Genomic DNA, 23,541 nt, shown 5'->3' with positions numbered 1-23,541 from the left:
GAGAAGGCTGTGAATGAGTGACTTCGGCTGGTCGTTGCTGCTGGTGGGCCTGTGTGTGCTGCTCGCGCTCGTGCTGCGGGTGCTCCAGTGGTGGCTCGTCCGCGCGGACAACGCCGGTTCCGGACGCGGAGAACAGAGCCGGGCGGACGGACCGCACTACCCCCAGAGCACCACCGCCCACGCTCCGGCCCCGCCTCGGTAACATCGCTGCGCCCGGCAACACCCCGCACCGCCGGCGGCGACACCGGCAACGCCAGGATCGCCGTGGTCGCATCGGCGCCACGCCGGCAGCACCCCGCCGGCGGTGACCGAACCGAGGAGACCAGCACCCATGTCGTCCACCGTGCCTTCCGTGTCCGGCAACCGGAGCAGGCGGCGGGTGTTCGCCCGGGTCGGGACCGAGGTGCTCGCGCCGTGGGTGTGGGCGCTCGGGCTGCCGCTGGTGGTCGCGTGGCAGGTGACCGGGCACCGGGCCGGGGCGGCGTTGCTGTGGAGGCTCGTGGTGGGCGTGACCGGGTCGCTGATCCCGATGGCCGTCATCGTGCGCGGGGCCCGGCGCGGGAAGTGGGACGGCCACCATGTCGCCAACCGGGCGGGGCGGCTGGTGCCGCTCGCGTTCTGCTTCGCCTCGCTGGCCGCCGGGTTCGTCATCCTGATCGCCGGCGGCGCGCCGCACGAGATGGTGGCGCTCACCGCCGCCGAGCTGGCCTGCCTGGTCGTGGCGCTGGGGATCACGTCGGCGCTGAAGTTCAAGATCTCGATCCACGCCGTGGTCGCGGCCGGGGCGACGGTGATGCTGATCTGGGTCTGCGGGCCGTGGCTGCTCCTGCTGGTCCCGTTCCTGGCGTGGGTGGGCTGGTCGCGCGTCGAGCTGGCCGCCCACACCGCCGCGCAGGTGGTGAGCGGGGCCCTGCTCGGCGCGGTGGTCGGCGGCGCCGTCTACTTCGGACTGCTGGCCGCCCTCTCGTAACCGGCCGGGCGTGGCGCAGCGAAGCCGCGCCACGCCCCAAAGCCAGGCTCAGGCGCTCTCGAACTCCTTGACCGAGTCCAGGGCCGCGCCCATTGCCGCGTTGTCCTCACGGCCGATCATGATCTCGACGAGCACCGGGCGGTGCGTGCGGTCGACCTCCTTGCGGGCCCACTCCAGCGACGAGCGGATCCCGTCCGGGTCCACCACGCGGGTGCCGGAACAGCCGTAGGCCTCCATGATCTTCACGTTGTCGGCGCCGAAGTCGTCGTAGTGGATGTCGACCTGGAAGTTCATGTCGTAGCCGGTCTCGGCCTGGCGGATCAGGCCCAGGTACTCGTTGTTGAGCATGACCAGCACGAAGCCGACGTCATACTGCGCGGCCACGGCCAGCTCCTCCACCAGGAACTGGAACGAGTAGTCGCCGACCACGCCGACGACCTCGGCGTCCGGGCGGGCCTTCTTGACGCCGATCGCGGCCGGGATCTCCCAGCCGAGCGGGCCGGCCTGGCCGCAGACCTGGTAGTGCCGCGGCAGGTGCGCGCGCTGGAACTGGCCGGACCAGATCTGGTACAGCCCGATCGCGGTGACGAAGTAGGTGTCCGGGCCGTAGTACTCGTTGATCTCCTTGAACACCCGCGGCGCCTTGATCGGCGTGCTGTCGAAGTCCTCGCGGCGCGGCAGCTCCTCCTTGAGGTCGCCGATGCGCGAAACCCAGGCGCGGTCCCGAACTCCGGCCGCCCGACCGTCCAAAGCGGACAGCAGGGCGTCGAGGAACGCGCCGGTGTCGGAGACGACGCCGAGGTCCGGGCCGAACACCTTGCCCAGCTGCGTCGGCTCGATGTCGACGTGGATGAACTTCCGCTCGCCGCGGTACACCGACAGCTCGCCGGTGTGCCGGTCGCCGAAGCGGGCGCCCAGCGCGAGCACCAGGTCGGCCTCCAGGAACGCCGCGTTGGCCCAGCGCTGCGACGTCTGGATGCCCGCCATACCCGCGAACAGCTCGTGGTCCTCGGGGAAACTGCCCTTGCCCATGAGCGTGACACCCACCGGGACGCCGAGCCGCTCGGCCACCGCGCGCAGCTGCGGGCTGGCCTCGCCCAGCACCACGCCGCCACCGGCGAGGATCAGCGGGCGCTCGGCGGCGAGCAGCATGTCCAGCGCCCGCTCGACGCGCGCGGGCGACGGCAGCACCGGGCTGACCGGCAGCGCCGAGTCGATGCTGGAGTCCCACTCGATCAGCTGCTTCTGCACGTCGATGGGCAGGTCGATCAGCACCGGCCCGGGCCGGCCGGACCGCGCGACGCGGAACGCCTCCCGGAAGATCCACGGCAGCTGCGCCGCCTCCTTCACCTGCACCGCCCACTTGGTGACCGGCTTGGCGATCTCGACGATGTCGACGGCCTGGAACGCCTCCTGGTGCAGCTTCGACGACGCCGCCTGCCCGGTGATGCACAGGATCGGGATCGAGTCGGCGTGCGCGGTGTAGAGGCCGGTGATCATGTTCGTGCCGGCCGGGCCCGAGGTGCCGATCGCGACGCCCACCTTGCCGGTGGTGCGCGACCAGCCGTCGGCCATGTGCGTCGCGCCCTCCTCGTGGCGCACCACGAGATGCTCGATGCCACGGCCCTGCATCGCCTGGTACAGCGGGAGGATCGCCGCGCCCGGGCAGCCGAAGGCGACGTCCACCCCCTCGTCGGCCAAGACGTCGACAACCGCTTCCATCGCGGGGATTCTGGTCATGATCAAACCTCCTGTGACGAGCGGCCGGACAGCTCTTCGACGACCTTCAGCAGCGCCGAGTGGTCCAGCGAGCCGAAGCCCATGGACCGCCCGGCGGCGACGAGCTGGGCGACCAGCCCGGTGAGCGGCAGCGCGACGCCGGCCTGCCGCGCGGCGGCGAGCGCGATGCCCATGTCCTTGTGGTGCAGGTCGATCCGGAAGCCGGGCTTGAACTCGCGCGCGACCATCGACTTCCGCTTCAGCTCCAGGATCCGGCTGCCGGCCAGCCCGCCCGCGAGCACGTCGAGCCCGGTGCCCGCGTCCACCCCGGACGCCTCCAGCAGCACGATCGCCTCGGCCACCAATCCGTAGATGCCGCCGACGACGAGCTGGTTGGCCGCCTTCACCACCTGGCCCGCGCCGTGCGGGCCGACGTGCACGATCGTCTTGCCGAGCACCTCGAACAACGGCCGGGCGACGGCGAAGTCGGCCGCCTCACCGCCGACCATGATGGACAGCGCGGCCTGCTCGGCCCCAGCCTGCCCGCCGGACACGGGCGCGTCCAGCACCCGGATCCCTTTCGCCGCACCGGCTTCGGCAACCGCGATCGACGTCTCCGGGCGGATGGTGCTCATGTCGGCCAGCAGCGTGCCCGGCGCGACCGCGTCCAGGACCCCGCCCGGCGCGAGCACGACCTGCTCGACCTGCGGGTGGTCCGGCAGCATGGTGATCACCACTTCGGCCCCGGCCACCGCGTCCGCCACGTCGGCGGCGGCGCGGCCGCCCGCGGCTTCCAGCTTGGCGCGCGCGTCGGCGTTGAGGTCGAAGCCGCTCACCTCGTGCCCGGCGGCGGCCAGGTGCGCGGCCATCGGCGTGCCCATCACGCCCAGGCCGATGAATCCCAGCTTGCCCATCAGTTTCCCCTTCGCTCAAGCGGCAGCCAGGCCAGCGACTCGGCGGTGGGGCCGTCCGGTTTGTACTCGATCCCCACGTGCCCGTCGTAACCCGCCGCCTGCAGCTTTTCCAGGTAGCCCTCGAGGTCCAGCTCCCCCGTGCCCGGCTGGTGCCGGCCCGGCGCGTCCGCGATCTGCACGTGCCCGGTGCGCGGGGTGTGCTCGGCGATCACGGCGTCGAGGTCGTCGCCGTTGACCGCCAGGTGGTAGAGGTCCACGAGCAGCCGGACGTTCTCCAGCCCCAGCTTGTCCAGCACCGCGACGGCGTCCGCGGCCGTCTTCAGCGGGTGGCTCGGCATCCCGGACAGCGGCTCCAGCACCAGCTGCGCGCCGATCCCGGCCGCGGCCCCGGCGGCGGTGCCCAGCTGGACCAGCGCCAGTTCGTCCTGTTCGGACGGTTCCACGCCTTCGATCCGGTTGCCGTACAGCGCGTTGAAGCTGCGGCAGCCCAGCCGCTCGGCGATGCCAATCGCGATGGTCAGGCTCACCGCGAACTCCGCCTCGCGCCCCACCCACGACACCAGCCCGCGCTCGCCGGCGGCCATGTCACCGGCGAAGAAGTTCAGCCCGGTCAGCCGGACGCCGGCCTGTTCGATCGAGCGGACGAACTTCTCCACCTCCACCGGCCGCGGGTCGGCGACGTCGAACGGCCACCAGAACTCCACGGCGGTGAAGCCCGCTGCCCGAGCGGCCTGCGCGCGCTCGAGCAGCGGGAGCTCGGTGAACAGGATCGACAGGTTGGCGGTGTAGGGCAGCGAATGCCGCCCGCCGTCAGGACCAGTCATCGATATACCTCACAGCCCTCGACCGCCGGTCCCGGAGAACCCTAGGGACCCGACAGCCGTTGATTTCGTATCGTGGAAGGTTCCTTCCGTATATCGAGAATAGCTGGCGGCGGCGGGTGCGGTCAACGGGCCGGGTCGAGTTCGCCGATCCGCGCCGGGGCGGCGAAGTCCGCGTTCATGCGCGCCGCGAGGCCAACGACGGTGTCCACGGTCGGCTCCAGCGCGCAGCTCGCCCGCGCGTCGCGGAAGCGGCGCTCGATGCCGCCGTCACCGCTGAACGCCGCGCTCTCGCAGAGCTTCATCGCCTGCTCGGTCACCGCGGTCACGGCTTCGGCGGCGGCGAGGCACAGGTGGAACAGCTTCGGCAACGCGTGCGCGGGGTCCCAGCTGCAGGTGGCGAACGCGTCGTCCTGCAGCACACGCAAGGCGTCGGCGCGCAGCCGCATCCGGGCCAGGTCCGTGCGGGGGTCGCCGGAGCCGCACCGGCCCGCTGCGAGCTGCGCCGCGGTCTCCGCGATCGCGCCCTCCACGAGGCCGAGCACGACCGCCGCGCCGAGCCCGAGGAACCACGGCAGCGCCAGGTCGAGCACCACGTCGGCGCCCCCGCCGTCCGCGCCGAGGATGGTGGTCTCGGGCACCTGCACGGGATCGGCCAGCACGGTGGTCGCCGCACTCGCGCGCAGCCCGATGCCGCCGTCGTGGTCGGGCACCAGCAGTCCCGGCGCGTGGCCGGGCACGAACCAGAGCGTCGCGGCACCACGCCCGGCCGCCGGTCGGCCGGCCCACACGTAGCTGTCCGCCTCCCCCGCGGCGACCACCCATGCCTTGCGCCCGTGCAGGTCGACCACCCCGCCGTGGCGGTGCGACGGGCCCTCGGGCGCGAGCAGCCGACGGCCGGGACCGGCGTCGAACAGCGCCAGCGTGCTCAGGTGCCGACCGGCGGCGACCTCCGCGCGGACCGCCGCGTCACCGTGCGCCTCCAGCACCGCGACAGCGGCGAAGTGCGCGCGCAGCACGGTGGCCGTGCCGCCGCAGACGCGCGCGACCTGCTCCACCACCCGGGCCGCTTCGGCCAGCCCGCGCCCGCCGCCGCCCAGTCGCCGCGACGCCGTCATGCCCAGAACTCCCTTGCGTCCCAAGGCATCGACGGCCGCACGGGGGAACCGCGCCAGCCGGTCACCGCCGGCCGCGGCCGGGGCGACTACTCCCGCCACCACTCGTGCGACCTCTTCGGCAGCAGGCATCGACGGACCTCCGATTTCCGTTCAGGGATCTGGCAGAGCATCGAGGCCGGCAGCACGACATCGGCCAGCAGCGCCGACGAGGTCAGGAAGTCCTGCACCACAAGGCGTTCCACGGACGGCCGGCCGGTCTTCAGGGTGTGCCGCAGCACCGCGGCGGCGCGGTCGAGCGCTTCGTCCCAAGTGGACGGCCGCAGCACGCCCGAGTCCCGCACCAGCGGCGAGGTGAGCCGGACGTGCTCCACGGCCCTCCTCAGCCGACCGGGACGGCGGTGGCCGTGTGGTTCAGCAGCCCGATGGCCGCGTGCACGTGGCGCAGCGCCGGCGCGGGCACGCCGGTGAGCGCGGCCAGTTCGACGACCGCGCCGATGATCGCGTCGATCTCCAGCGGCTTGCCCGCCTCCAGGTCCTGCAGCATCGACGTCTTGTGGTGGCCGACGCGCCACGCGCCGTCGATCCGCTTCGCCACGGAGACCTGGGGATCCGCGCCCGCCGCCCGCGCGATCGCGAGCGTCTCGGTCATCATCGTGGCGACGAGCGCGCGGGTGTTGTCGTGCTCGCACATCTGCGCCATGGTCGCCCTGGTCAGCGCGCTGAGCGGGTTGAAGGCGACGTTGCCCATCAGCTTGACCCAGATGTCGTCGCGCAGGTTCGGCTCCACCGGCGCCTTCAGCCCGCCCGCGACCATCGCCTCCGACAGCGCGAGGCAGCGGCCGGACCGGCCGCCGGCCGGCTCGCCGAGGGAGAACCGGGTGCCCTCCAGGTGCCGGATCACGCCCGGCTCCTCGATCACCGTCGAGCAGTAGACGACACAGCCGACGGCGCGCTCCACCGCGAGCACCGCGCTGGTCGCCCCGCCGGGGTCGACGGTCTCCACGCGGCGCCCCGCGAGCGGATGCCCGGCCAGGCCGTGGAAATACCACCACGGGATGCCGTTCTGCGCGGCGACCAGCGCGGTCGCCGGACCGAGCAGCGGCTCCAGCAGCGGCCCGCAGCCCGGGTAGGAATGGGCCTTCAGGCCGAGGAAGACGTAGTCGACCGGGCCCACCTCGGCCGGGTCGTTCGTGACGTGGGGGTGCGCGGTGAAGTCGCCGCGCGGGCTCAGCACCCGCACCCCGTGCTCGCGCATCGCCGCGAGGTGCGGACCCCTGGCGACGAGATGGACGTCGGCGCCACCGCGGTGCAGCGCCGCGCCCACGTACGCGCCGATCGCACCGGCACCCAGAACAGCCACCCGCATGATGTGCCTCCCGCTCGGTCGAACGCAGTGATTGTATACAGTATCCCGGGAGAGTTACCCGAGGCCAGAGGCTGGTCATGACGTTCGCCGATGACACCCGGGCAGCCCAGTGGATCCGGACTAAACGGGCACACAGCGTTATTTCCGGCGGGTCCGATTGATCCACTTCGGGTGAGATCCAAGCCACAGAGTGAAGCGTTGGGATTTTGCATACCAAAAGCTGTATTCTGACTGCAGACTTCCCGAACCAGCCGTTTCCGCCTGACCACCCGAGGTGCCTCGTGTCCCAGACCGTCTCCCCTTTGCCCGAGCGCGGGCCCACCGGTCGGCGCACGGCGAAGGGGTCGCTCTCCGGCAACTCCCCCAAGCGCGTGGAGCGGCCCGCGCCGCTGCGCCAGGTGGTGTACGACGCGCTGGCCGAGCTGATCATCAACCGCACGCTGGAACCCGGCCAGCACCTCGTGGAGGCCGACCTCGCCGAGTACCTCGGGGTCAGCCGGCAGCCCGTTCGCGAGGCGCTGCAACGACTTCAGACCGAGGGCTGGGTCGACCTGCGGCCCGCGCAGGGCGCCTTCGTGCACATGCCCACCGACGAGGAGGCCGACCAGCTGCTCGGCGTCCGCGCCGTGCTGGAGACCCACTCCGCCCGGCTCGCCGCCGCCGGCGCCACCGAGGAGCACGTGGCGCGGCTGTGGGAGCTGCAGAACGCCGGGGTGGAAGCACTCGCCGCGGACGACGCCGAAGGGCTCGTCACGGCGAACGCCGACCTGCACTCCTACGTCACCGAGCTGACCGGCAACGCGGTGCTCGCCGAGCTGATCGCGCTCGTCGACCGCCGGGTCCGCTGGTACTACACGCCCATCGCCCGGCCGCGGGGCCACGACGCCTGGCACGAGCACGCCGAGCTAATCGAGGCGATCGCCGCGAAGGACACCGGGAAAGCGGAGAAGATCATGGCCCAGCACACGGAACGCACCCGGCAGGCGTTCCACGAGCGGCCCTAGGCAACGGCCGGACGCGCCCCAATGTGGCGTTGGTTGCGTTGGACGCACCCAATGTGGCGTTCGGTGCGTTGGACGCACCGAACGCCACATTGGGGCGCATTCCCCGGTGCTCCGGCAAGCGTCAGCTGCCGGCGCTCCCGGTGGCCGGCGTGGCGCGGGCGGCCACGTCCGGCGAGGTGACCCGCTCCGTCGTGCCCGGGCCGGAACGGCGGCCGGGCTGCTTCAGGAACAGGGTCAGGAACGCGGACAGCAGCGCGATGCAGCCCGCGAGGATGTACGCGCCGGTGTAGCCCCAGGCGGTGATCACGCCCGCGGCCAGGCCACCGCCGCCGACCCCGCCGATCAGCTTGGCACTGTAGACGAGGCCGTAGTTCGTCGCGTTGTGGTTCTCGCCGAAGTAGTCCGGCACGAGCGCGGCGAACAGCGGGTAGAACGCGCCGCTGCCGAAGCCGGTCAGCACCGCGAACACCATGAACCAGAACAGGCTGTGCGCGTTGCCCGACCACATCACGCCGAACTGCGCCACGGCCGCGACCACCAGCACCCAGAACAGGGTGGCCTTGCGGCCGATCCGGTCCGAGGCCCAGCCGACCAGGCCGCGCCCCACGCCGTTCACCACCGCCAGGATGCCCGCCGACGAAGCGGCCACGAACGCGCCGAAGTTGCTCTCCTTGGCGAAGTCCACCTGGAAGTTGATGCCGAACAGCGAAACGCCGCCGATCACGATCAGGCACACCCACATCAGCGGGAGCATGCCGGTCCTGATCGCCTCCATCGGCGTGAACTGCTTGACCGCCGGCGGGTTCTTCGCCAGGCCCTTCGCGTTGCCGACGGCCTTGCCCTTGATCCACGCGATCGGGTCGACCTCGGCGGGCCACCAGTTCTTCGGCGGGTCCTTGAACAGGAACCCGCAGATCCCGACCACGAGCAGCATGTACAGCCCGATCGCGTCCAGCGTGATCGTCACGTTCTCGTGGCCGAGGAACGCGCTGAACAGGTAGATGAACGGCACCGCTCCGTATGCGAAACCGCCGTTCACGAAACCGGTGCGGGCACCGCGCTTCTCCGGGTACCACTTGCCGACCATGTTGATGCAGGTCGCGTAGACCAGTCCGGCGCCGGTCCCGCCGAACACGGAGTACCCGATGAACGCGATGGTCAGGTTTCCGCTGTGCGCGATGGTGAAGTAGCCGATCCCGCTCAGGACCGCGCCGGCGAGCATGGCGGTCTTGGCCGAGACGATGTTCTTTTCGCGCAGCCGCCCGGCGGGGAACGCGACCCCCGCCTGGAAGACGGCCCAGATGCTGGCCAGCCAGAACGCGTCCGAAAGGGACCAGCCGTATTTATCCTCGAGTGTTCCCTCGACGGCTCCCCAGCCGTACTCGAACACGCTGACCGCCATCATGGCGATCCAGGGCAACCAGACCATGAAACTGCGTGAGCGCCCCAGGATGTCGCGGGGACTCTCGCCGATCCGGTAGACCCGGCCGTTGTCGTCGATGATCTCCTGGTAAGTCGGTTGGGCTGCGGTCATGAGAGTTCTCTTTCGTCACCGTTGACTTCGGTTCCCTCTTCTAGCGCGGCGTGCGGTGGATCTTCGTCCTTTCGCTCGGGTAGGACCAGCCCCTGTGGAGGATTTCAGAGTCGTCCCGCGGACCTCGCCCAGCGGTACTTGGCGCCGAGCACCGTCACCGGCTTCTCGGTCGTGTACGGGTAGGCGACGATCCCGTTCGCATACAGGTGGTCGCTGGCCTCCTCGACCTCGACGTCGCCGGACAGCGAAGCGACCACGGGCTTGTGGATGCCCTTGCGGCGGTACTCCTCGACGACGTCGACCACCAGCTCGGCGAACACCATCGGCGGCGTGACGATGGTGTGCCAGTAGCCGAGGATCAGGGCGTGCACGCGCTCGTCGGAGAGCCCGAGCGCGATGGTGTTCCGGTAGGTCGACGGCGGCTCGCCCCCGGTGATGTCCACCGGGTTGCCGGCCGCGCCGAACGGCGGGATGAACTTCCGGAACGCCGTGTCGAGGTCGGCGGGGATCTCCATCAGCGACAGCCCGTTGTCCACACAGGCGTCCGACAGCAGCACGCCCGAACCGCCGGCACCGGTGATGATGACGACGTTCTCGCCCTTCGGCGTGGGCAGCAGCGGGATGCCGCGGGCGTACTCCAGCATGTCGTTCAGCCCGGGCGCCCGGACCACGCCGCTCTGGCGCAGGATGTCGTCGTAGACCTTGTCGTCGCCGGCCAGCGCGCCGGTGTGCGAGCTGGCCGCCTTCGCGCCCTGCGACGTACGGCCGGCCTTGAGCACCACCACCGGCTTCTTCAGCGAGACCCGCTTGGCCGTCTCCGCGAACGAGCGGCCGTCCTTCAGGTCCTCCAGGTGCATGGCGATCAGCTGGGTGTTGTCGTCGTGCTCGAAGAAGGTGAGCAGGTCGTCCTCGTCGATGTCCGCCTTGTTGCCCACGCCGACGATCGCGGACACGCCCATCTTCGCCGACCGGCTGAAGCCCAGGATCGCCATGCCGATGCCGCCGCTCTGCGAGGAGAGCGCGACGCCGCCCTTGACGTCGTAGGGCGTGCAGAAGGTCGCCGACAGGTTCTCCGGCGTGTAGTAGTAGCCGTAGATGTTCGGCCCGAGGACACGCACGCCGTGCTTGCGCGCGATCGCCACGACCTCGTCCTGCAGCTCGATGTTCCCGGTCTCGCCGAAGCCGGACGGGATCAGGATCGCCCCGGCGACGCCCTTCGCGCCCGCTTCCTCGAGCGCGGCGGGCACGAACTTCGCCGGGATGGCGAACACCGCCACGTCCACGTCGCCGGGCACGTCGGCGATGCTGGCGTAGGCCTTGCGGTCCAAGATCTCCGTGGCCTTGGGGTTGATCGGGTAGATCTCGCCCGCGTAGCCACCGTTGACCAGGTTCTTCATCACCGAGTTGCCGATCTTGCCCGCCTCGGCGGACGCGCCGATCACCGCGACGGCGGCCGGCTTCATGATCCGGGTCATCGACGCCAGGATCTCCTCCTGGCTGAACCGCAGCGGCTCCTTCGCCGCGTCCGGGTCGACCAGGATCCGGACGTCGACCGCGGTCGCGCCGGATGCCGTGGCCAGCACCGGGTTGAGGTCGACCTCGGCCAGCTGGGGGAAGTCGGTGACCAGGCGGCCGAGCCGGTGGATGATCGACGCGAGCGCGCCCTTGTCCACCGCCTCGGCGCCGCGGACGCCGTTGAGGATCTCCGCCGCCGCGATCCCGTCCACCATGGACAGTGCCTCTTCGGTGCTGGTCGGGGCCAGCCGGAAGGTGACGTCCTTGAGCACCTCCACGAGCACGCCGCCGAGGCCGAACGCGACGACCTTGCCGAAGGTCTGGTCGCTGACCGAGCCGATGATCACCTCCTGCCCGGAGGTCAGCATCTGCTGTACCTGGACACCGAGGATCTTCGCCTTCGCGTTGTACGCCTTGACATTCGCGAGAATGGTGGCGAAGCCCTCGGCCACGTCCTCGGCCGTGCGGAGGCCGACGAGCACGCCGCCGGCCTCGGTCTTGTGCAGGATGTCCGGCGACACGATCTTCAGCACCACCGGCAGGCCGATCTCCGTGGCCTGGGCCACCGCCTCGTCCGCCGTGGCGGCGAGCCGTTCCCGCGGGGTGGCGATTCCGTAGGCCTCGCAGACCGCCCGGCCCTCCGGCGCGGTCAGCGAGCTGCGTCCCTCGGCCGCGGCCTCGGCGAGGATCTTCTCGACCGCGGCGCGGTCGGTTCCCGTGGTCATTCGCTGCTCTCCTTCAGATCACGCCTGCGGTGCGGAGCCGGTCGAGGTCCTGCGGTCCGTAGCCCAGCTCGCCGAGCACCTCGTTGTTGTGCTCGCCCAGCAAGGGCGAGCGTTCGATCTCCACCGGCGAGTCGGACAGCTTCAGCGGGCAGCCGACGGTCTTGAACGCGCCGCGCTCGGGGTGCTGCACCTCGACCACGGTGCCCAGCTCGGCCAGCGTCTCGTCCTCGATCAGCTCGCGGGTGGAGAGGATGGGGCCGCACGGGATGTTGTGCGCGTTGAGCCGCTCCATCACCTCCCATTTCGTGTGTTGTTCCGTCCATTGCTCGACCAGCGCGAACACCTTGTCCAGTTTGGACAGCCGGGCCTCGGGGGTGGCCCACTCCGGGTCCACGGCGAGCTCGGGCTGCCCGATCAGCTCCGTGATCGGCGCCCAGCCGACCGGCTGGATGATCACGTAGATGTAGTCGTTCGGGCCGCCGGGCGCGCAGCGCACCGCCCAGCCCGGCTGGCCGCCGCCGGAGGCGTTGCCCGAGCGCGGCACCTCGTCGGTGAACACCTCGTTCGGGTACTCCCCCAGCGGGCCGTGCGCCAGGCGCTGCTGGTCGCGCAGCTTCACCCGGCACAGGTTCAGCACGGCGTCCTGCATGGCGACCTGAACCCGTTGCCCACGGCCGGTGTTCGTACGCTGGTACAGCGCGGCCAGGATCGCCGCCACCAGGTGGATGCCGGTGCCCGAGTCGCCGATCTGCGCGCCGGTCGCCGTCGGCGGGCCCTCCTCGAAACCGGTGGTGCTCATCGACCCGCCCATGGCCTGCGCGATCACCTCGTACGCCTTGAAGTCGGCGTACCGGCCGGGGCCGAAGCCCTTGATCGAGGCGTAGACCAGCTTTTCGTTGATGGCGTGCAGCTTCTCCCACGGGAAGCCGAACCGGTCGACGACGCCGGGGCCGAAGTTCTCCACCAGTACGTCCACAGAGGACACCAGCTCGGTGAAGACCTTCTTGCCCTCTTCGCTCTTCATGTTCAGCGTGATGCTGCGCTTGTTGGCGTTCAGCATGGTGAAGTACAGGCTGTCCACGCCGGGCAGGTCACGCAGCTGCCCGCGGGTGATGTCGCCGCGGCCCGGGGTCTCGAGCTTGATGACGTCCGCGCCGAGCCACGCGAGGATCTGGGTCGACGACGGTCCTGACTGGACGTGGGTCATGTCGAGGACGCGAACGCCCTCAAGTGCCTTTCCCATTTCGGCCTCCGACTACTTGTACATCGTCTGGTTCATGGTTCCGGGGGCGTAGGCGTCCGGGTCGACCCAGACGTTGATCAGCGACGGCTTGCCCGATTCGCGGGCCCGCTGCAGAGCCGGCGCGATGTCCGCGGGGTCGCGGACCTCCTCGCCGTAGCCGCCGAGCATCCGGGCGAACTCGTCGTACCGGACGTCGCCGAGGGTGTTGCCGATGCGCTCGCGGGCGAGGCCGTACTTCTGCGCCTGGCCGTAGCGGATCTGGTTCATCGAGGAGTTGTTGCCGACGATCCCGACGAACGGCAGGTTGAACCGCACCAGCGTCTCGAAGTCCCAGCCGGTGAGGGAGAACGCGCCGTCGCCGAACAGCGCGACGACCTCCTTGTCCGGGCGGGCGTGCTTGGCCGCCAGGACGAACGGGATGCCGACGCCGAGCGTGCCCAGCGGGCCCGGGTCCATCCAGTGGCCCGGCGACTTCGGCTGCACGACCTGACCGGAGAAGGTGACGATGTCGCCGCCGTCGCCGATGTAGATCGAGTCCTCGGTGAGGAACTCGTTGATCTCGTGCACCAGCCGGTACGGGTGGATCGGGTTGGCGTCGGAATGCTGCTGCGGCAGGCGCTTCTGCTTCGCCTTCTCCTCCACCGCGCGCAGCTCCTCCAGCCACGGCTTGCGCGCGACCGCGCCGGTGTCCACGCGGCCGGAGGCGGCCTGGGAGACGGCGGCCAGGATCTGCCCGGCGTCGCCGACGATGCCGAGGTCGATGTCGCGGTTCTTGCCGACGGTGCGGTAGTCGAGGTCGATCTGCACCACGGTGGCGTCCGGCGAGAGCCGTTTGCCGTAGCCCATCCGGAAGTCGAACGGCGTGCCGACGATGACGATCACGTCGGCGTTGTCGAAGGCGTACCGGCGCGAGAGCTGGAAGTGGTGCGGGTCGCCCGGCGGCAGGGTGCCGCGGCCGGCGCCGTTCATGTACGCGGGGATGTTCAGCGAGCGCACCAGCTCGGTGGCCGGCTCCGTCGCCCGCGTGGTCCAGACCTGGCTGCCCAGCAGGATCGCCGGCTTCTTCGCGTGTACCAAGAGGTCGGCGAGCTTCTCGATGTCAGCCGGGTCGCCCGCGTTGCGCGTGGACGCGCGGTACTGGCCCGCCTTCGGGATGCGCGCGTTCGCGAGCGGCACCCGCGCGTCGAGGACGTCGCGCGGGATTTCCAGGAACGACGGCCCGGGCGCGCCCGCGAACGCCTCCCGGAACGCCATCGACACCAGGTCCGCCGCCCGCGCGGTGGACGGCACGGTCGCCGCGAACTTGGTGATCGGCGTCATCATGTCCACGTGCGGGAGGTCCTGCAGGGACCCCATCTTGTGCTGCGCCAGCGCGCCCTGGCCGCCGATCAGCAGCATCGGGCTCTCGGCCCGCAGCGCGTTGGCCACGCCGGTGACCGCGTCGGTCGTGCCCGGCCCGGCGGTGACCACCGCGCAGCCGGGCTTGCCGGTGATCCGCGCGTAGCCGTCGGCGGCGTGCGCGGCGACCTGCTCGTGGCGTACGTCGATGACGTTGATGCCCTCGTCCACGCAGCCGTCGTAGATGTCGATGATGTGCCCGCCGCACAGCGTGAAGATCGTGTCGACGCCCTCGGCCTTGAGCGCCTTGGCGACCAGGTGCCCGCCGGAGATGGTGTCCGGGGCCGCCGGGGCGCCGTTCGCGCTCGGGACGGCCCGGCCCTGGTCGACGTTCTGGCCCGTCGTGGTTGGCGCCATGACTCAACTCCTCTGCTCTCGCGCCGGACCTCTCTGATCCGTGCGCTCGTTGCGGTGCGCTCGTCGCTGGGCTGTCCGCCAGGGGTGGCCATCCCTCCAGGTCAGCGGCACCTTCGCGACAAACTGTAGATTGCATACCGTATGAGGTAGGCATTAGGATTACTCTCAGAGTTGCCCGCTGTCCAGGCCCATCCGCAGGTTTTTCCCGGCCGCGGTGATCGGATTCACCAAGTGGCGGAGCCGATCGCGGCGCCGATGCCCTGAAGGCCACCATGAGGGCATCCATGTGCCCTGAAGGCCACCTTCAGGGCACAGAGGTCCCTGAAGGTGGCCTTCAGGGCAGCACCCCAGCCGAAAGCAGGAAGGACTCCGATGGATCTTTTCGAGCACGAGGCGCGCGAGCTCTTCGAGGCCCGCGGCGTACCGGTCCCCCGCGGCCGGGTCGCCACGAGCCCCGAGGAAGCCCGCGCCGCGGCCGTCGCGATCGGCGGCACCGTGGTGGTCAAGGCGCAGGTGAAGACCGGCGGCCGGGGCAAGGCGGGCGGCGTCAAGCTGGCCGCCCGGCCCGACGACGCCGAGCAGGCGGCCGAAGACATCCTTGGCATGGACATCAAGGGCCACACCGTGCACAAGGTCCTGGTCACCGAAGCCAGTGAGATCGCCGAGGAGTACTACGCGTCGTTCCTGCTGGACCGCGCGAACCGGACGTTCCTCGCGATGGCCTCGGTCGAAGGCGGCATGGAGATCGAGGAGGTGGCCGCCACCAAGCCGGACGCGCTGGCCAGGATCCCGGTCGACGCGCTCACCGGTGTCGACGCGGAGAAGGCGCGCGAGATCGTGACCGCCGCCCGATTCCCGGCCGAGGTCGCCGAGGGTGTCGCGGACGCACTCGTGCGACTGTGGGAGGTCTTCGTCGCCGAGGACGCCACGCTCGTCGAGGTAAACCCGTTGGTGCGCACGAAGAGCGGCGAGATCGTCGCGCTCGACGGCAAGGTCACCCTCGACGAGAACGCCGGCTTCCGCCATCCCGGGCACGCCGCGTTCACCGACGCCGCCGCCGGCGACCCGCTGGAGCGCCAGGCCCACGAGCAGGGCCTCAACTACGTCAAGCTCGACGGCGACATCGGCGTGATCGGCAACGGCGCGGGGCTGGTGATGTCCACATTGGACGTAGTCGCGGACGCGGCGGCCGAGGCCGGCGCCGTGGGCCCGGCGAACTTCCTCGACATCGGCGGCGGCGCCTCGGCCGAAATCATGTCGGCCGGGCTCGGGGTGATCCTCGGCGACCCGGACGTGCGCAGCGTGTTCGTGAACGTGTTCGGCGGCATCACCGCGTGCGACGCGGTGGCCGACGGCATCGTCAAGGCGCTCGCCCTGCTCGGCGACCGCGCCACCAAGCCGCTGGTCGTCCGGCTCGACGGCAACAACGTCGCCGAGGGCAGGCGGATCCTCGCCGAGGCGGCCCACCCGCTGGTCACCGTCGTGGCCACGATGGACGACGCCGCCCGCACGGCGGCCGAGCTGGCCACCGTCCCCGCCAACCCGGAGGCCTGAGCAATGGCGATTTTCCTCGACCGCAGCAGCCGTGTCGTCGTGTCGGGCATGACCGGCGCCGAGGGCACGAAACACACGAAGCGGATGCTCGACGCCGGCACGAACGTCGTCGGCGGCGTCAACCCGCGCAAGGCCGGGCAGTTCGCGGCCATCGGCGGGCACGACCTGCCGGTGTTCGGCACCGTCGCGGGCGCGATGGCCGCGACCGGCGCGAACGTGGTGGTGCTGTTCGTGCCGCCGCCGTTCGTCAAGGACGCGGTGATCGAGGCCGTCGACGCCGGCATCGAGCTGGCCGTGGTGATCACCGAGGGCGTGCCGGTGCACGACGCCGCGGTGTTCTGGGCGCACGCCGTGGCCCGCGGCGGCAAGACCCGGATCATCGGGCCCAACTGCCCCGGCCTGATCTCCCCCGGGCTGGCCGGCGCCGGGATCATCCCCGCCGACATCACCGGGCCCGGCCGGATCGGGCTGGTGTCGAAGTCCGGCACGCTGACCTACCAGCTCATGCACGAACTGCGCGACCTCGGCTTCTCCAGCTGCATCGGCATCGGCGGCGACCCGGTGATCGGGACGACGCACATCGACGCCGTCGAGGCCTTCGAGAAGGACCCGGAAACCGACGTGATCGTGCTGATCGGCGAGATCGGCGGCGACGCCGAAGAGCGCGCCGCCGCGTACGTGCGCGACAACGTCAGCAAGCCCGTGGTCGGCTACGTCGCCGGCTTCACCGCGCCCGAGGGCAAGACGATGGGCCACGCGGGCGCGATCGTCTCCGGTTCGGCGGGCACGGCGGCCGCGAAGCAGGCGGCGCTGGAGGCGGCGGGCATCCGTGTCGGGCGGACGCCGAGCGAGACCGCGCGGCTGGTCCGCGAAGTGCTGGCCCGTTAGCCGTGGGCGAAATCGACGCGCTGGTCGCCCACGCCCGCGGCTATCACCACCGGCTCGACCACACCCGGCTGACGCGGCGGCCGCGGCGGCGGGTCGCGGTCGTCGCCTGTATGGACGCGCGCATCAGCGTCTACCGGCTCCTCGGCCTTGAGGAGGGCGACGCGCACGTGATCCGCAACGCGGGCGGCGCCGTCACCGACGACGCAATCCGGTCGCTGGCGGTCAGCCAGCGGCTGCTCGGCACGCGTGAGGTGATCCTCGTCCACCACGAGGACTGCGGCATGCGAACCTTCACCGACACCGAGTTCGCGAGGCAGGTCGAGGCGGGCACCGGGATCCGGCCGCCCTGGTCGGCCGAGTCGTTCGGCGATCCGGCGCAGGACGTCCGGCAGTGCCTGCGGCGGGTGCGGTGCAGCCCGTTCCTGCCGCACACCGCGTCCGTGCGCGGGTTCGTCTACGACGAGCGGACCGGGGCCATGACGGAAGTCGACGGCGCTGTTTGACGGCGCTGTTTGAGGAGGACGGATGCACTGGGCCGACGCGCGCCAGGCCGCGCGGGACGCGGTGAAGCCGCTGGAAGCGGTCGAACTGCCGCTGGCCGACGCGCTCGGCATGGCACTGGCGAGCCCGGTCCGGGCGCTGGTGGCGCTGCCCGGGTACGACAACTCGGCGATGGACGGGTACGCCGTCGCCGGGACCGGGCCGTGGACCGTCGTGGGCGCGGTCCGGGCCGGCGGCGTCCCGCACCCGTCGCCGCTGCGGCCCGGCACGGCGGTCGAGATCGCCACCGGGGCGCCGGTGCCGCCGGGCACGCGGGCGGTGCTGCCGGTCGAGCACGCCGTCCACAAAGGACGGCGGGTGGCCGGGACCGTGCCCGACGGCAAACACGTCCGCCGTCGCGGCGAGGACTGCCCGGAAGGCCGAGAACTGCTCGCCACCGCCACCACGGTGACCGCGGCCGGGCTCGGCGCGGCGGCCCAGGCCGGCCACGACACGCTGCTGGTGCATCGCCGCCCGCGGGTGGCGGTGGTCGTCACCGGCGACGAGCTGGAGACGTCCGGACGCCCGCGGCCCGGACGCGTGCGTGACGCGATCGGCCCGATGCTGCCGGGCCTGCTGCGGGCCGCCGGCGCCGAGGAGCACGGGCTACTGTGCCGTTCGTTACCAATCCGACTACAGCCACGGCGGAAACGGGTCCCTACAAGCAGATCGGCTGCAGCCCGTATCCGCCTACTTCCGGTCGGATTAGTAACCTGGCTGGCCGACCGGCCGGACGGCCTCACCGCGGCACTCACCGAGGGCGACGCCGACGTGGTGGTCGTCTGCGGCGCGACGTCCGCCGGTCCCGCCGACCACCTGCGTGGAGTGCTGCAAGCCTTGCGGGCCGACGTGCGGGTGAACGGGGTCGCGTGCCGTCCCGGGCACCCGCAGCTGCTCGCGGTGCTGCTGGACGGCCGGTGCGTCGTGGGCCTGCCGGGCAACCCGTTCGCCGCGCTGGCGGCCGGGCTGACCCTGCTGGCGCCGCTGCTCGCCACGCTCGGCGGGCACCGGGTGCCGGCCCCGCTCACCGCGCGGCTGACCGGGCCGGTCACGCCGCACCATCAGGACACGAAGCTCGTCGCCGTCACGCGGTCGGGCTCCACGGCCACCCCCACCGGCCACGACCGGCCGGGCTCGCTGTGGGGCGCGGCGCTGGCCGACGCGCTCGCGGTGATCCCGCCGGAGTGGGACGGCGGCGAGGCCGAACTGCTCCCGCTCCCCTCCTGAGCGGGACCGAACCCCGGGAGGACGGATGGACCTGCGGCAGCTCGAGATCGCCGTGGCGGTCGCCGAGGAAGGCGGATTCACCGCCGCGGCGCTGCGCCTCCACACCGTGCAGTCAACGGTCTCGACGGTCATCCGCGCACTGGAGCGGGACCTCGGCACGGCGCTGTTCGAACGCACGACCCACCGGGTCGCGCTGACTCCCGCCGGCACGGCGTTCCTGCCCGCCGCCCGCGCCGCGCTGGAGGCGGCCGAACAGGCCAGGGCGACCGTCGACGGGGCGCGGTGGAAGGTCAGCGGCTGCGTGCGGGTCGGTGTGGTGCCCGGGTGCTGGGCCGAGCCGCACCGGGCATTGGCCAAGCTGCGGCGCGAGCATCCGGGGGTACGGGCGGAGGTGCGGATGGCGCATCCGGACGAGCTGCGGGCGGCGGTGCGGGAGTCCACTGTGGACGTGATGATGGGGGTTTCCGTTGCCGGGGATTCCACTGACGGGCTGGTAAGGCGGTCGTTGCGGCGGGAGGAGATGGTGCTGGTCACGGCGCCTTCGTCCGAGGGCGGGGCGGTGACGGTCGCCGAGGCGGCCGGGCTGGCGGTGGTGGATTTCGCGCCGGGGTGGGCGGTGCGGGCGGTCGCTGACCGGGCTTTTCGCGAGGCGGGCGTCGCGCGGGTGGTTTCGTGTGAGGTGAGTGAGGTGGAGGCCGCGGCGGAACTGGTCCGGCACGACTTCGGGGGCTGTCTGCTGCCGGAGTCGGTGGCGGGGCGGTTTCCGGAGTTGCGGGTGCGGCGGTTCGCCGGCGGCGGGCCCCGGTGGGACGTGGCCGCGTGGTGGGCGGGCGGAGAGATTTCCCCGGCCGTCGCCGCGGTGTTGCGAGTGCTGGAATGACGTTTCCGCGTTCCGCGGGTGCTGGGGTGACGCTTCCCGTTCCGCGGGTGGTGGGGCATGATCGGCGGAGTGTTGCTGCGTCAGCTGGAGTACCTCGTCGCGCTTGCGCGGGAGCGGCATTTCGCGCGGGCCGCTGACGCGTGCCACGTGTCGCAGCCGTCGTTGTCGGCGGGGATCCGGAAGCTGGAGCAGGAACTCGACACCGCGATCGTGCGGCGGGGGCGGCGGTTCGAGGGGCTGACGCCCGAAGGCGAGCGCGTGCTGCTCTGGGCCCACCGCATCCTGGCCGAGTGCGACGGGCTGCGCCACGACCTGTCGACCATGCGCCACAGCCTTTCCGGGGTGCTGCGCGTCGGGGCGATCCCCACCGCGCTGACCGCCGCGACGTTGCTGACCACACCGTTCTGCGAACGCCACCCCCACGCGCGCGTGACGCTCGAATCCCTGTCCTCACGGGAGATCACGCGGCGGCTCGGCGAGTTCGAGCTGGACATCGCACTGACCTATGTGGACGACGAGGAGCTGGGCGCCGTCCGGACTTTCCCGCTCTACGAGGAGCATTACCTCCTCCTGACGCCCCGGGACGGCGAGTTCGCCGCCCGCGACGTCGTCCGCTGGGGCGAGGTCGCCACCCTCCCGCTGTGCCTGCTGGGCCGGCAGATGCGCAACCGCCGGGTGCTCGACGGGCTGTTCGCCACCGCCGGCGCGACGGTGGTGCCGGCGATCGAGACCGACACCGTCTCCGCGCTCTACGCGCACGTCGCGTCGCGGCGGTGGTCCAGCGTGATCTCCCACGCCTGGCTGCACATGTTCGGTGTGCCGCCGGGCATGCGCGTGGTGCCGCTGGAGGAACCGGCGCACTCACCGCAGATCGGGCTGGTGCTGGCCGACCGGGACCCCGAGCCGATCCTCGCCCGCGCGTTGCTCGACGTGACCGCCGAAGCCGACGTCCGGGGGACGCTGGAGCGTGTCCTCGCGCGTTTCCTCGGGCCCGCTTGATAGCCGCGGCCTATGCCCGGATAGGCACGAACGCTTTGACCTCCCGCGCGCGAGAGAGGAGGGTCAAAGCCATTGAATGCCAACGAATTCTCTCGGGAGACACATCATGGCAAAGGTGCTTTGCGTGCTCTACGACGACCCGGCGGACGGGTACCCCACGAGCTACGCCCGTGACGGGCTCCCCCAGCTCGGCGGCTACCCCGGCGGCCAGACCCTGCCGACCCCGAAGGCGGTCGACTTCACGCCGGGACAGCTGCTCGGCAGCGTTTCCGGCGAGCTGGGGCTGCGGAAGTTCCTCGAGTCGCAGGGCCACCAGCTCGTCGTGACGTCCGACAAGGACGGGGACGGCTCGGTCTTCGACCGCGAGCTGCCGGACGCCGACATCGTGATCTCCCAGCCGTTCTGGCCCGCCTACCTGACCGCCGAGCGGTTCGAACGCGCCAAGAACCTCAAGCTGGTGGTCACCGCCGGCATCGGCTCCGACCACACCGACCTCGACGCGGCGATCGCACACGGCGTCACGGTCGCCGAAGTGACCTACTGCAACAGCATCAGCGTCGCCGAGCACGTGGTGATGATGATCCTGTCGCAGGTGCGCAACTACCTGCCGTCGTACCAGACCGTGCTCGACGGCGGCTGGAACATCGCCGACTGCGTGGCCCGCTCGTACGACGTGGAGGGCATGCACGTCGGCACGGTCGCGGCCGGGCGGATCGGGCTGGCGGTCCTGAAGCGGCTCAAGCCGTTCGACGTCCACCTGCACTACACCGACCGGCACCGGCTGCCCGCGGAGGTGGAGCGCGAGCTGAACCTGACCTTCCACGAGAACGCCGCCGCGATGGTGCCGCACTGCGACGTCGTCACCGTCAACGCCCCGCTGCACCCGGAGACCGAGGGCCTGTTCGGCGACAGCCTGATCTCCACCATGAAGCGCGGCGCGTACCTGATCAACACCGCCCGCGCCCGCATCGCCGACCGTGACGCGATCGTGCGCGCGCTGGAGAGCGGCCAGCTCGCCGGCTACGCGGGCGACGTCTGGTTCCCGCAGCCCGCCCCGGCCGACCACCCGTGGCGCACCATGCCGCACCACGGCATGACGCCGCACATCTCGGGCTCGTCGCTTTCGGCGCAGACGCGCTACGCCGCGGGCACCCGCGAGATCCTCGAGTCGTGGTTCGACGGCACCCCGATCCGCGACGAGTACCTGATCGTCGACGGCGGCAAGCTCGCCGGCACCGGCGCGCACTCGTACTCCACCAACCGCTGACCGCGCCCGGGCCCTTCCCGGCTATGGGGAAGGGCCCGGTCGCGACGGGTGGCTGGCCGGGTCGGACCGCAGGGGGCACGAAATCACGGGCAGGCACCGTGACCGTGTCGAGGCGCAGATCCGCGAAGTCGGCCCGGCCCAGCTCCGCCGGCACCTGGACCGCCGCGTCCACCAGATGAGTGAGCCGGCCGGCCGAGGAACCGCTTCGCAGCTCGCCCTCCTCAGCCGTCAGCTGGACGCCGGCGTCGCGGTAGTTCGGCACCATCCCGGCGAGGTTCCGTGCGGTCCGGTCAGCCACAGGTGTTCGCCACGATCGCCGCCTCGGAGTCCACTGTGGCCTATGCGGACCTCGACCAGCTCGGCTTCGTCCGGCCGGAACCGGCCGAGGATCCGGGCAACCACCGGACGAAAGCGCGGAACCTCGCGGCGATCTGGCCCACGTTCCGGGCCGAGGGGGCCGAGTACCTCGTCGGCGATGTCGGGGAATCCGTTGCCCTGGAACGGTATGTGCGGGCCGTTCCGGACGGAGACCTCACCCTCTGCCGTCTGCGGGCCGGACCGGGCGAGCTGACCGCCCGGATCCTGGCGCGCGGCCGCGGGGACGGCAAGACCGTCGAGGAGATCGCCGCGCCGCTGCTGGCGCGGCTCACCTCCGGATCGAAGCTCAGCAGCCCTTGAACCGGGCGTCGGCGGCCCAGCCGGTGTTGGCCCAGGACTCCGCCGACGGCGGGGTGATACCCGGGTTCACCTTCGCCAGCTCGCCGAGCAGCCAGCTGGTGAAGCGGGCCGCGCCCTGGGGGCACGGGTGGATCCCGTCGGAGCTGCGGTCGGCTTTGCCGTCGCGAGTCTGCTGGTAGGCGCTGCCCCAGACGGCACTCGCGTCGAGCACCGTGGCCCGCCCCGACGAGCCCGCCGCGACCGCTTGGGCGGCGGCCCTGGCGTGGCCGAGGTCGGCCATGCGCGGCTGGTAGAAGTCGTCGGGCCGGATCGGCGGCATGGTGACGAAGACCAGCTTCGCGCCGGCCCCGGTGGCCGTGGTCAGCAGCCGGTCGTAGGCGGCCTGCTGCTCCGGCTGGCTGCCCCAGTCGTAGGTGGTGATCTGGTAGACGACCACGGCCGGCTTGGCGGCGGCGATCTGGCCGGGCAGCTTCTCCCAGTTCTTGTCGGCGAACGGCCCGAGCACGTTCCCGCCGCCGTCCTCGGCGATCGACTCGAACGGGGTGCCGCCGGCCTGGAACGCGGCGGTCAGGGCGAGTGCCTCGTCGGCGGCGATGGAGTCGCCGGTGAAGAGCACTTTCGGCTGCCCGGCGCCGGTGCCGCCGGCGGCACCGGTGGGCGCGGCGGGCTGGCCGGAGCAGGCCCCGGCCAGCAGGAGCGACAGCCCGGCCAGGCCGAAGACGAGGTTTCGTGTCTTGGTCATGGCTTCGACGGTGCCGTCGCCGTGTCCCGGCGCCTCCGCGTTCGTGTCCCGGTTGTGTCGCAGGAGGCCTTCGCGGTCGGCG

General features: G+C 71.5%; 22 protein-coding genes. 11 read left to right on the top strand and 11 right to left on the bottom strand.

What is annotated here, in order from left to right:
• The first annotated feature begins 13 nt into the window (after positions 1-13).
• Together OG943_RS11705 and OG943_RS11700 are read left to right on the top strand one after the other, a co-directional pair.
• Positions 14-202, top strand: coding sequence for a hypothetical protein (locus tag OG943_RS11705; protein WP_328609755.1), 189 nt, complete (start codon positions 14-16; stop codon positions 200-202).
• Between the two features lie 129 nt (positions 203-331).
• A complete protein-coding gene (locus OG943_RS11700) occupies positions 332-970 on the top strand; it encodes a hypothetical protein (RefSeq protein WP_328609754.1) in 639 nt (212 codons plus the stop codon).
• A gap of 48 nt (positions 971-1,018) precedes the next feature.
• Here the strand turns inward: OG943_RS11700 and gcl are convergent, their stop codons facing one another.
• The 6 genes from gcl to OG943_RS11670 form a co-directional block, all read right to left on the bottom strand.
• The gene (gene gcl / locus OG943_RS11695; RefSeq protein WP_328609753.1) at positions 1,019-2,710 is read right to left on the bottom strand and encodes a glyoxylate carboligase; all 1,692 of its coding nucleotides are present in this window, start codon (positions 2,708-2,710) and stop codon (positions 1,019-1,021) included.
• Between the two features lie 2 nt (positions 2,711-2,712).
• The gene (locus OG943_RS11690; protein WP_328609752.1) at positions 2,713-3,603 is read right to left on the bottom strand and encodes a 2-hydroxy-3-oxopropionate reductase; all 891 of its coding nucleotides are present in this window, start codon (positions 3,601-3,603) and stop codon (positions 2,713-2,715) included.
• Positions 3,603-4,427 carry a hydroxypyruvate isomerase family protein gene (locus OG943_RS11685; RefSeq protein WP_328609751.1) on the bottom strand — a complete coding sequence of 275 codons (825 nt, stop codon included), beginning with the start codon at positions 4,425-4,427 and terminating at the stop codon, positions 3,603-3,605. Before OG943_RS11685 ends, OG943_RS11690 begins: the two co-directional genes overlap by 1 nt.
• Positions 4,428-4,549: 122 nt before the next feature.
• Positions 4,550-5,671 carry an acyl-CoA dehydrogenase family protein gene (locus tag OG943_RS11680; protein ID WP_328609750.1) on the bottom strand — a complete coding sequence of 374 codons (1,122 nt, stop codon included), beginning with the start codon at positions 5,669-5,671 and terminating at the stop codon, positions 4,550-4,552.
• Positions 5,629-5,913, bottom strand: coding sequence for a molybdopterin-dependent oxidoreductase (locus OG943_RS11675; protein ID WP_328612380.1), 285 nt, complete (start codon positions 5,911-5,913; stop codon positions 5,629-5,631). Before OG943_RS11675 ends, OG943_RS11680 begins: the two co-directional genes overlap by 43 nt.
• 8 nt (positions 5,914-5,921) lie before the next feature.
• Entirely contained in the window at positions 5,922-6,908 is a 987-nt protein-coding gene (locus tag OG943_RS11670; RefSeq protein ID WP_328609749.1) for a 2-dehydropantoate 2-reductase, read from the bottom strand.
• 281 nt (positions 6,909-7,189) lie between these two features.
• Here OG943_RS11670 and OG943_RS11665 point away from each other — a divergent pair, with 281 nt between their 5' ends.
• The gene (locus OG943_RS11665) at positions 7,190-7,912 is read left to right on the top strand and encodes a GntR family transcriptional regulator (RefSeq protein ID WP_328609748.1); all 723 of its coding nucleotides are present in this window, start codon (positions 7,190-7,192) and stop codon (positions 7,910-7,912) included.
• Positions 7,913-8,033: 121 nt separating this feature from the next.
• Here the strand turns inward: OG943_RS11665 and OG943_RS11660 are convergent, their stop codons facing one another.
• From OG943_RS11660 to OG943_RS11645, 4 genes are all read right to left on the bottom strand, one after another.
• Positions 8,034-9,446, bottom strand: a complete 1,413-nt coding sequence (locus OG943_RS11660; RefSeq protein ID WP_328609747.1) for an OFA family MFS transporter — start codon at positions 9,444-9,446, stop codon at positions 8,034-8,036.
• 104 nt (positions 9,447-9,550) lie between these two features.
• Positions 9,551-11,686 (bottom strand): acetate--CoA ligase family protein, encoded by a 2,136-nt coding sequence (locus OG943_RS11655; protein ID WP_328609746.1) that lies wholly within the window; start codon positions 11,684-11,686, stop codon positions 9,551-9,553.
• A gap of 13 nt (positions 11,687-11,699) precedes the next feature.
• Positions 11,700-12,929, bottom strand: a complete 1,230-nt coding sequence (gene frc, locus OG943_RS11650) for a formyl-CoA transferase (protein ID WP_328609745.1) — start codon at positions 12,927-12,929, stop codon at positions 11,700-11,702.
• Between the two features lie 12 nt (positions 12,930-12,941).
• Complete coding sequence (locus tag OG943_RS11645; RefSeq protein WP_328609744.1) at positions 12,942-14,684, bottom strand: thiamine pyrophosphate-binding protein; 1,743 nt, start codon at positions 14,682-14,684, stop codon at positions 12,942-12,944.
• 372 nt (positions 14,685-15,056) lie between these two features.
• Here OG943_RS11645 and sucC point away from each other — a divergent pair, with 372 nt between their 5' ends.
• From sucC to OG943_RS11605, 8 genes are all read left to right on the top strand, one after another.
• On the top strand, positions 15,057-16,238 hold the full coding sequence (sucC, locus tag OG943_RS11640; protein WP_328609743.1) for an ADP-forming succinate--CoA ligase subunit beta: 1,182 nt from the start codon (positions 15,057-15,059) through the stop codon (positions 16,236-16,238).
• A gap of 3 nt (positions 16,239-16,241) precedes the next feature.
• On the top strand, positions 16,242-17,126 hold the full coding sequence (gene sucD, locus OG943_RS11635; RefSeq protein ID WP_328609742.1) for a succinate--CoA ligase subunit alpha: 885 nt from the start codon (positions 16,242-16,244) through the stop codon (positions 17,124-17,126).
• A gap of 2 nt (positions 17,127-17,128) precedes the next feature.
• On the top strand, positions 17,129-17,629 hold the full coding sequence (locus OG943_RS11630) for a beta-class carbonic anhydrase (RefSeq protein ID WP_328609741.1): 501 nt from the start codon (positions 17,129-17,131) through the stop codon (positions 17,627-17,629).
• 22 nt (positions 17,630-17,651) lie between these two features.
• The gene (locus OG943_RS11625) at positions 17,652-18,893 is read left to right on the top strand and encodes a molybdopterin molybdotransferase MoeA (RefSeq protein WP_328609740.1); all 1,242 of its coding nucleotides are present in this window, start codon (positions 17,652-17,654) and stop codon (positions 18,891-18,893) included.
• Between the two features lie 25 nt (positions 18,894-18,918).
• Positions 18,919-19,773: a LysR family transcriptional regulator gene (locus OG943_RS11620; protein ID WP_328609739.1), complete on the top strand. Its 855-nt coding sequence runs from the start codon at positions 18,919-18,921 to the stop codon at positions 19,771-19,773.
• 57 nt (positions 19,774-19,830) lie between these two features.
• Positions 19,831-20,772, top strand: a complete 942-nt coding sequence (locus OG943_RS11615; protein WP_328609738.1) for a LysR family transcriptional regulator — start codon at positions 19,831-19,833, stop codon at positions 20,770-20,772.
• A 106-nt stretch (positions 20,773-20,878) separates the two neighbouring features.
• Positions 20,879-22,039, top strand: a complete 1,161-nt coding sequence (locus OG943_RS11610) for an NAD-dependent formate dehydrogenase (protein ID WP_328609737.1) — start codon at positions 20,879-20,881, stop codon at positions 22,037-22,039.
• Positions 22,040-22,318: 279 nt separating this feature from the next.
• Entirely contained in the window at positions 22,319-22,717 is a 399-nt protein-coding gene (locus OG943_RS11605) for a hypothetical protein (RefSeq protein WP_328609736.1), read from the top strand.
• Here the strand turns inward: OG943_RS11605 and OG943_RS11600 are convergent.
• Positions 22,704-23,459, bottom strand: coding sequence for an SGNH/GDSL hydrolase family protein (locus tag OG943_RS11600; RefSeq protein WP_328609735.1), 756 nt, complete (start codon positions 23,457-23,459; stop codon positions 22,704-22,706). The genes OG943_RS11605 and OG943_RS11600 overlap by 14 nt on opposite strands.
• Positions 23,460-23,541: the final 82 nt, after the last annotated feature.

It is taken from the genome of Amycolatopsis sp. NBC_00345 (assembly GCF_036116635.1).
Classification (GTDB): Bacteria; Actinomycetota; Actinomycetes; order Mycobacteriales; family Pseudonocardiaceae; genus Amycolatopsis.
This window is presented reverse-complemented; position numbering and strand designations above follow the sequence as displayed.

What these genes read in the sequence shown, in the direction of transcription:
- gcl (WP_328609753.1), bottom strand. Translation starts at nt 2,710, where the DNA reads ATGACCAGAATCCCCGCGATGGAAGCGGTTGTCGACGTCTTGGCCGAC.
- OG943_RS11705 (WP_328609755.1), top strand. Translation starts at nt 14, where the DNA reads ATGAGTGACTTCGGCTGGTCGTTGCTGCTGGTGGGCCTGTGTGTGCTG.
- OG943_RS11620 (WP_328609739.1), top strand. Translation starts at nt 18,919, where the DNA reads ATGGACCTGCGGCAGCTCGAGATCGCCGTGGCGGTCGCCGAGGAAGGC.
- OG943_RS11690 (WP_328609752.1), bottom strand. Translation starts at nt 3,603, where the DNA reads ATGGGCAAGCTGGGATTCATCGGCCTGGGCGTGATGGGCACGCCGATG.
- frc (WP_328609745.1), bottom strand. Translation starts at nt 12,929, where the DNA reads ATGGGAAAGGCACTTGAGGGCGTTCGCGTCCTCGACATGACCCACGTC.
- OG943_RS11655 (WP_328609746.1), bottom strand. Translation starts at nt 11,686, where the DNA reads ATGACCACGGGAACCGACCGCGCCGCGGTCGAGAAGATCCTCGCCGAG.
- OG943_RS11615 (WP_328609738.1), top strand. Translation starts at nt 19,831, where the DNA reads ATGATCGGCGGAGTGTTGCTGCGTCAGCTGGAGTACCTCGTCGCGCTT.
- OG943_RS11660 (WP_328609747.1), bottom strand. Translation starts at nt 9,446, where the DNA reads ATGACCGCAGCCCAACCGACTTACCAGGAGATCATCGACGACAACGGC.
- OG943_RS11625 (WP_328609740.1), top strand. Translation starts at nt 17,652, where the DNA reads ATGCACTGGGCCGACGCGCGCCAGGCCGCGCGGGACGCGGTGAAGCCG.
- sucC (WP_328609743.1), top strand. Translation starts at nt 15,057, where the DNA reads ATGGATCTTTTCGAGCACGAGGCGCGCGAGCTCTTCGAGGCCCGCGGC.
- OG943_RS11600 (WP_328609735.1), bottom strand. Translation starts at nt 23,459, where the DNA reads ATGACCAAGACACGAAACCTCGTCTTCGGCCTGGCCGGGCTGTCGCTC.
- OG943_RS11685 (WP_328609751.1), bottom strand. Translation starts at nt 4,427, where the DNA reads ATGACTGGTCCTGACGGCGGGCGGCATTCGCTGCCCTACACCGCCAAC.
- OG943_RS11610 (WP_328609737.1), top strand. Translation starts at nt 20,879, where the DNA reads ATGGCAAAGGTGCTTTGCGTGCTCTACGACGACCCGGCGGACGGGTAC.
- OG943_RS11680 (WP_328609750.1), bottom strand. Translation starts at nt 5,671, where the DNA reads ATGCCTGCTGCCGAAGAGGTCGCACGAGTGGTGGCGGGAGTAGTCGCC.
- sucD (WP_328609742.1), top strand. Translation starts at nt 16,242, where the DNA reads ATGGCGATTTTCCTCGACCGCAGCAGCCGTGTCGTCGTGTCGGGCATG.
- OG943_RS11670 (WP_328609749.1), bottom strand. Translation starts at nt 6,908, where the DNA reads ATGCGGGTGGCTGTTCTGGGTGCCGGTGCGATCGGCGCGTACGTGGGC.
- OG943_RS11645 (WP_328609744.1), bottom strand. Translation starts at nt 14,684, where the DNA reads ATGGCGCCAACCACGACGGGCCAGAACGTCGACCAGGGCCGGGCCGTC.
- OG943_RS11700 (WP_328609754.1), top strand. Translation starts at nt 332, where the DNA reads ATGTCGTCCACCGTGCCTTCCGTGTCCGGCAACCGGAGCAGGCGGCGG.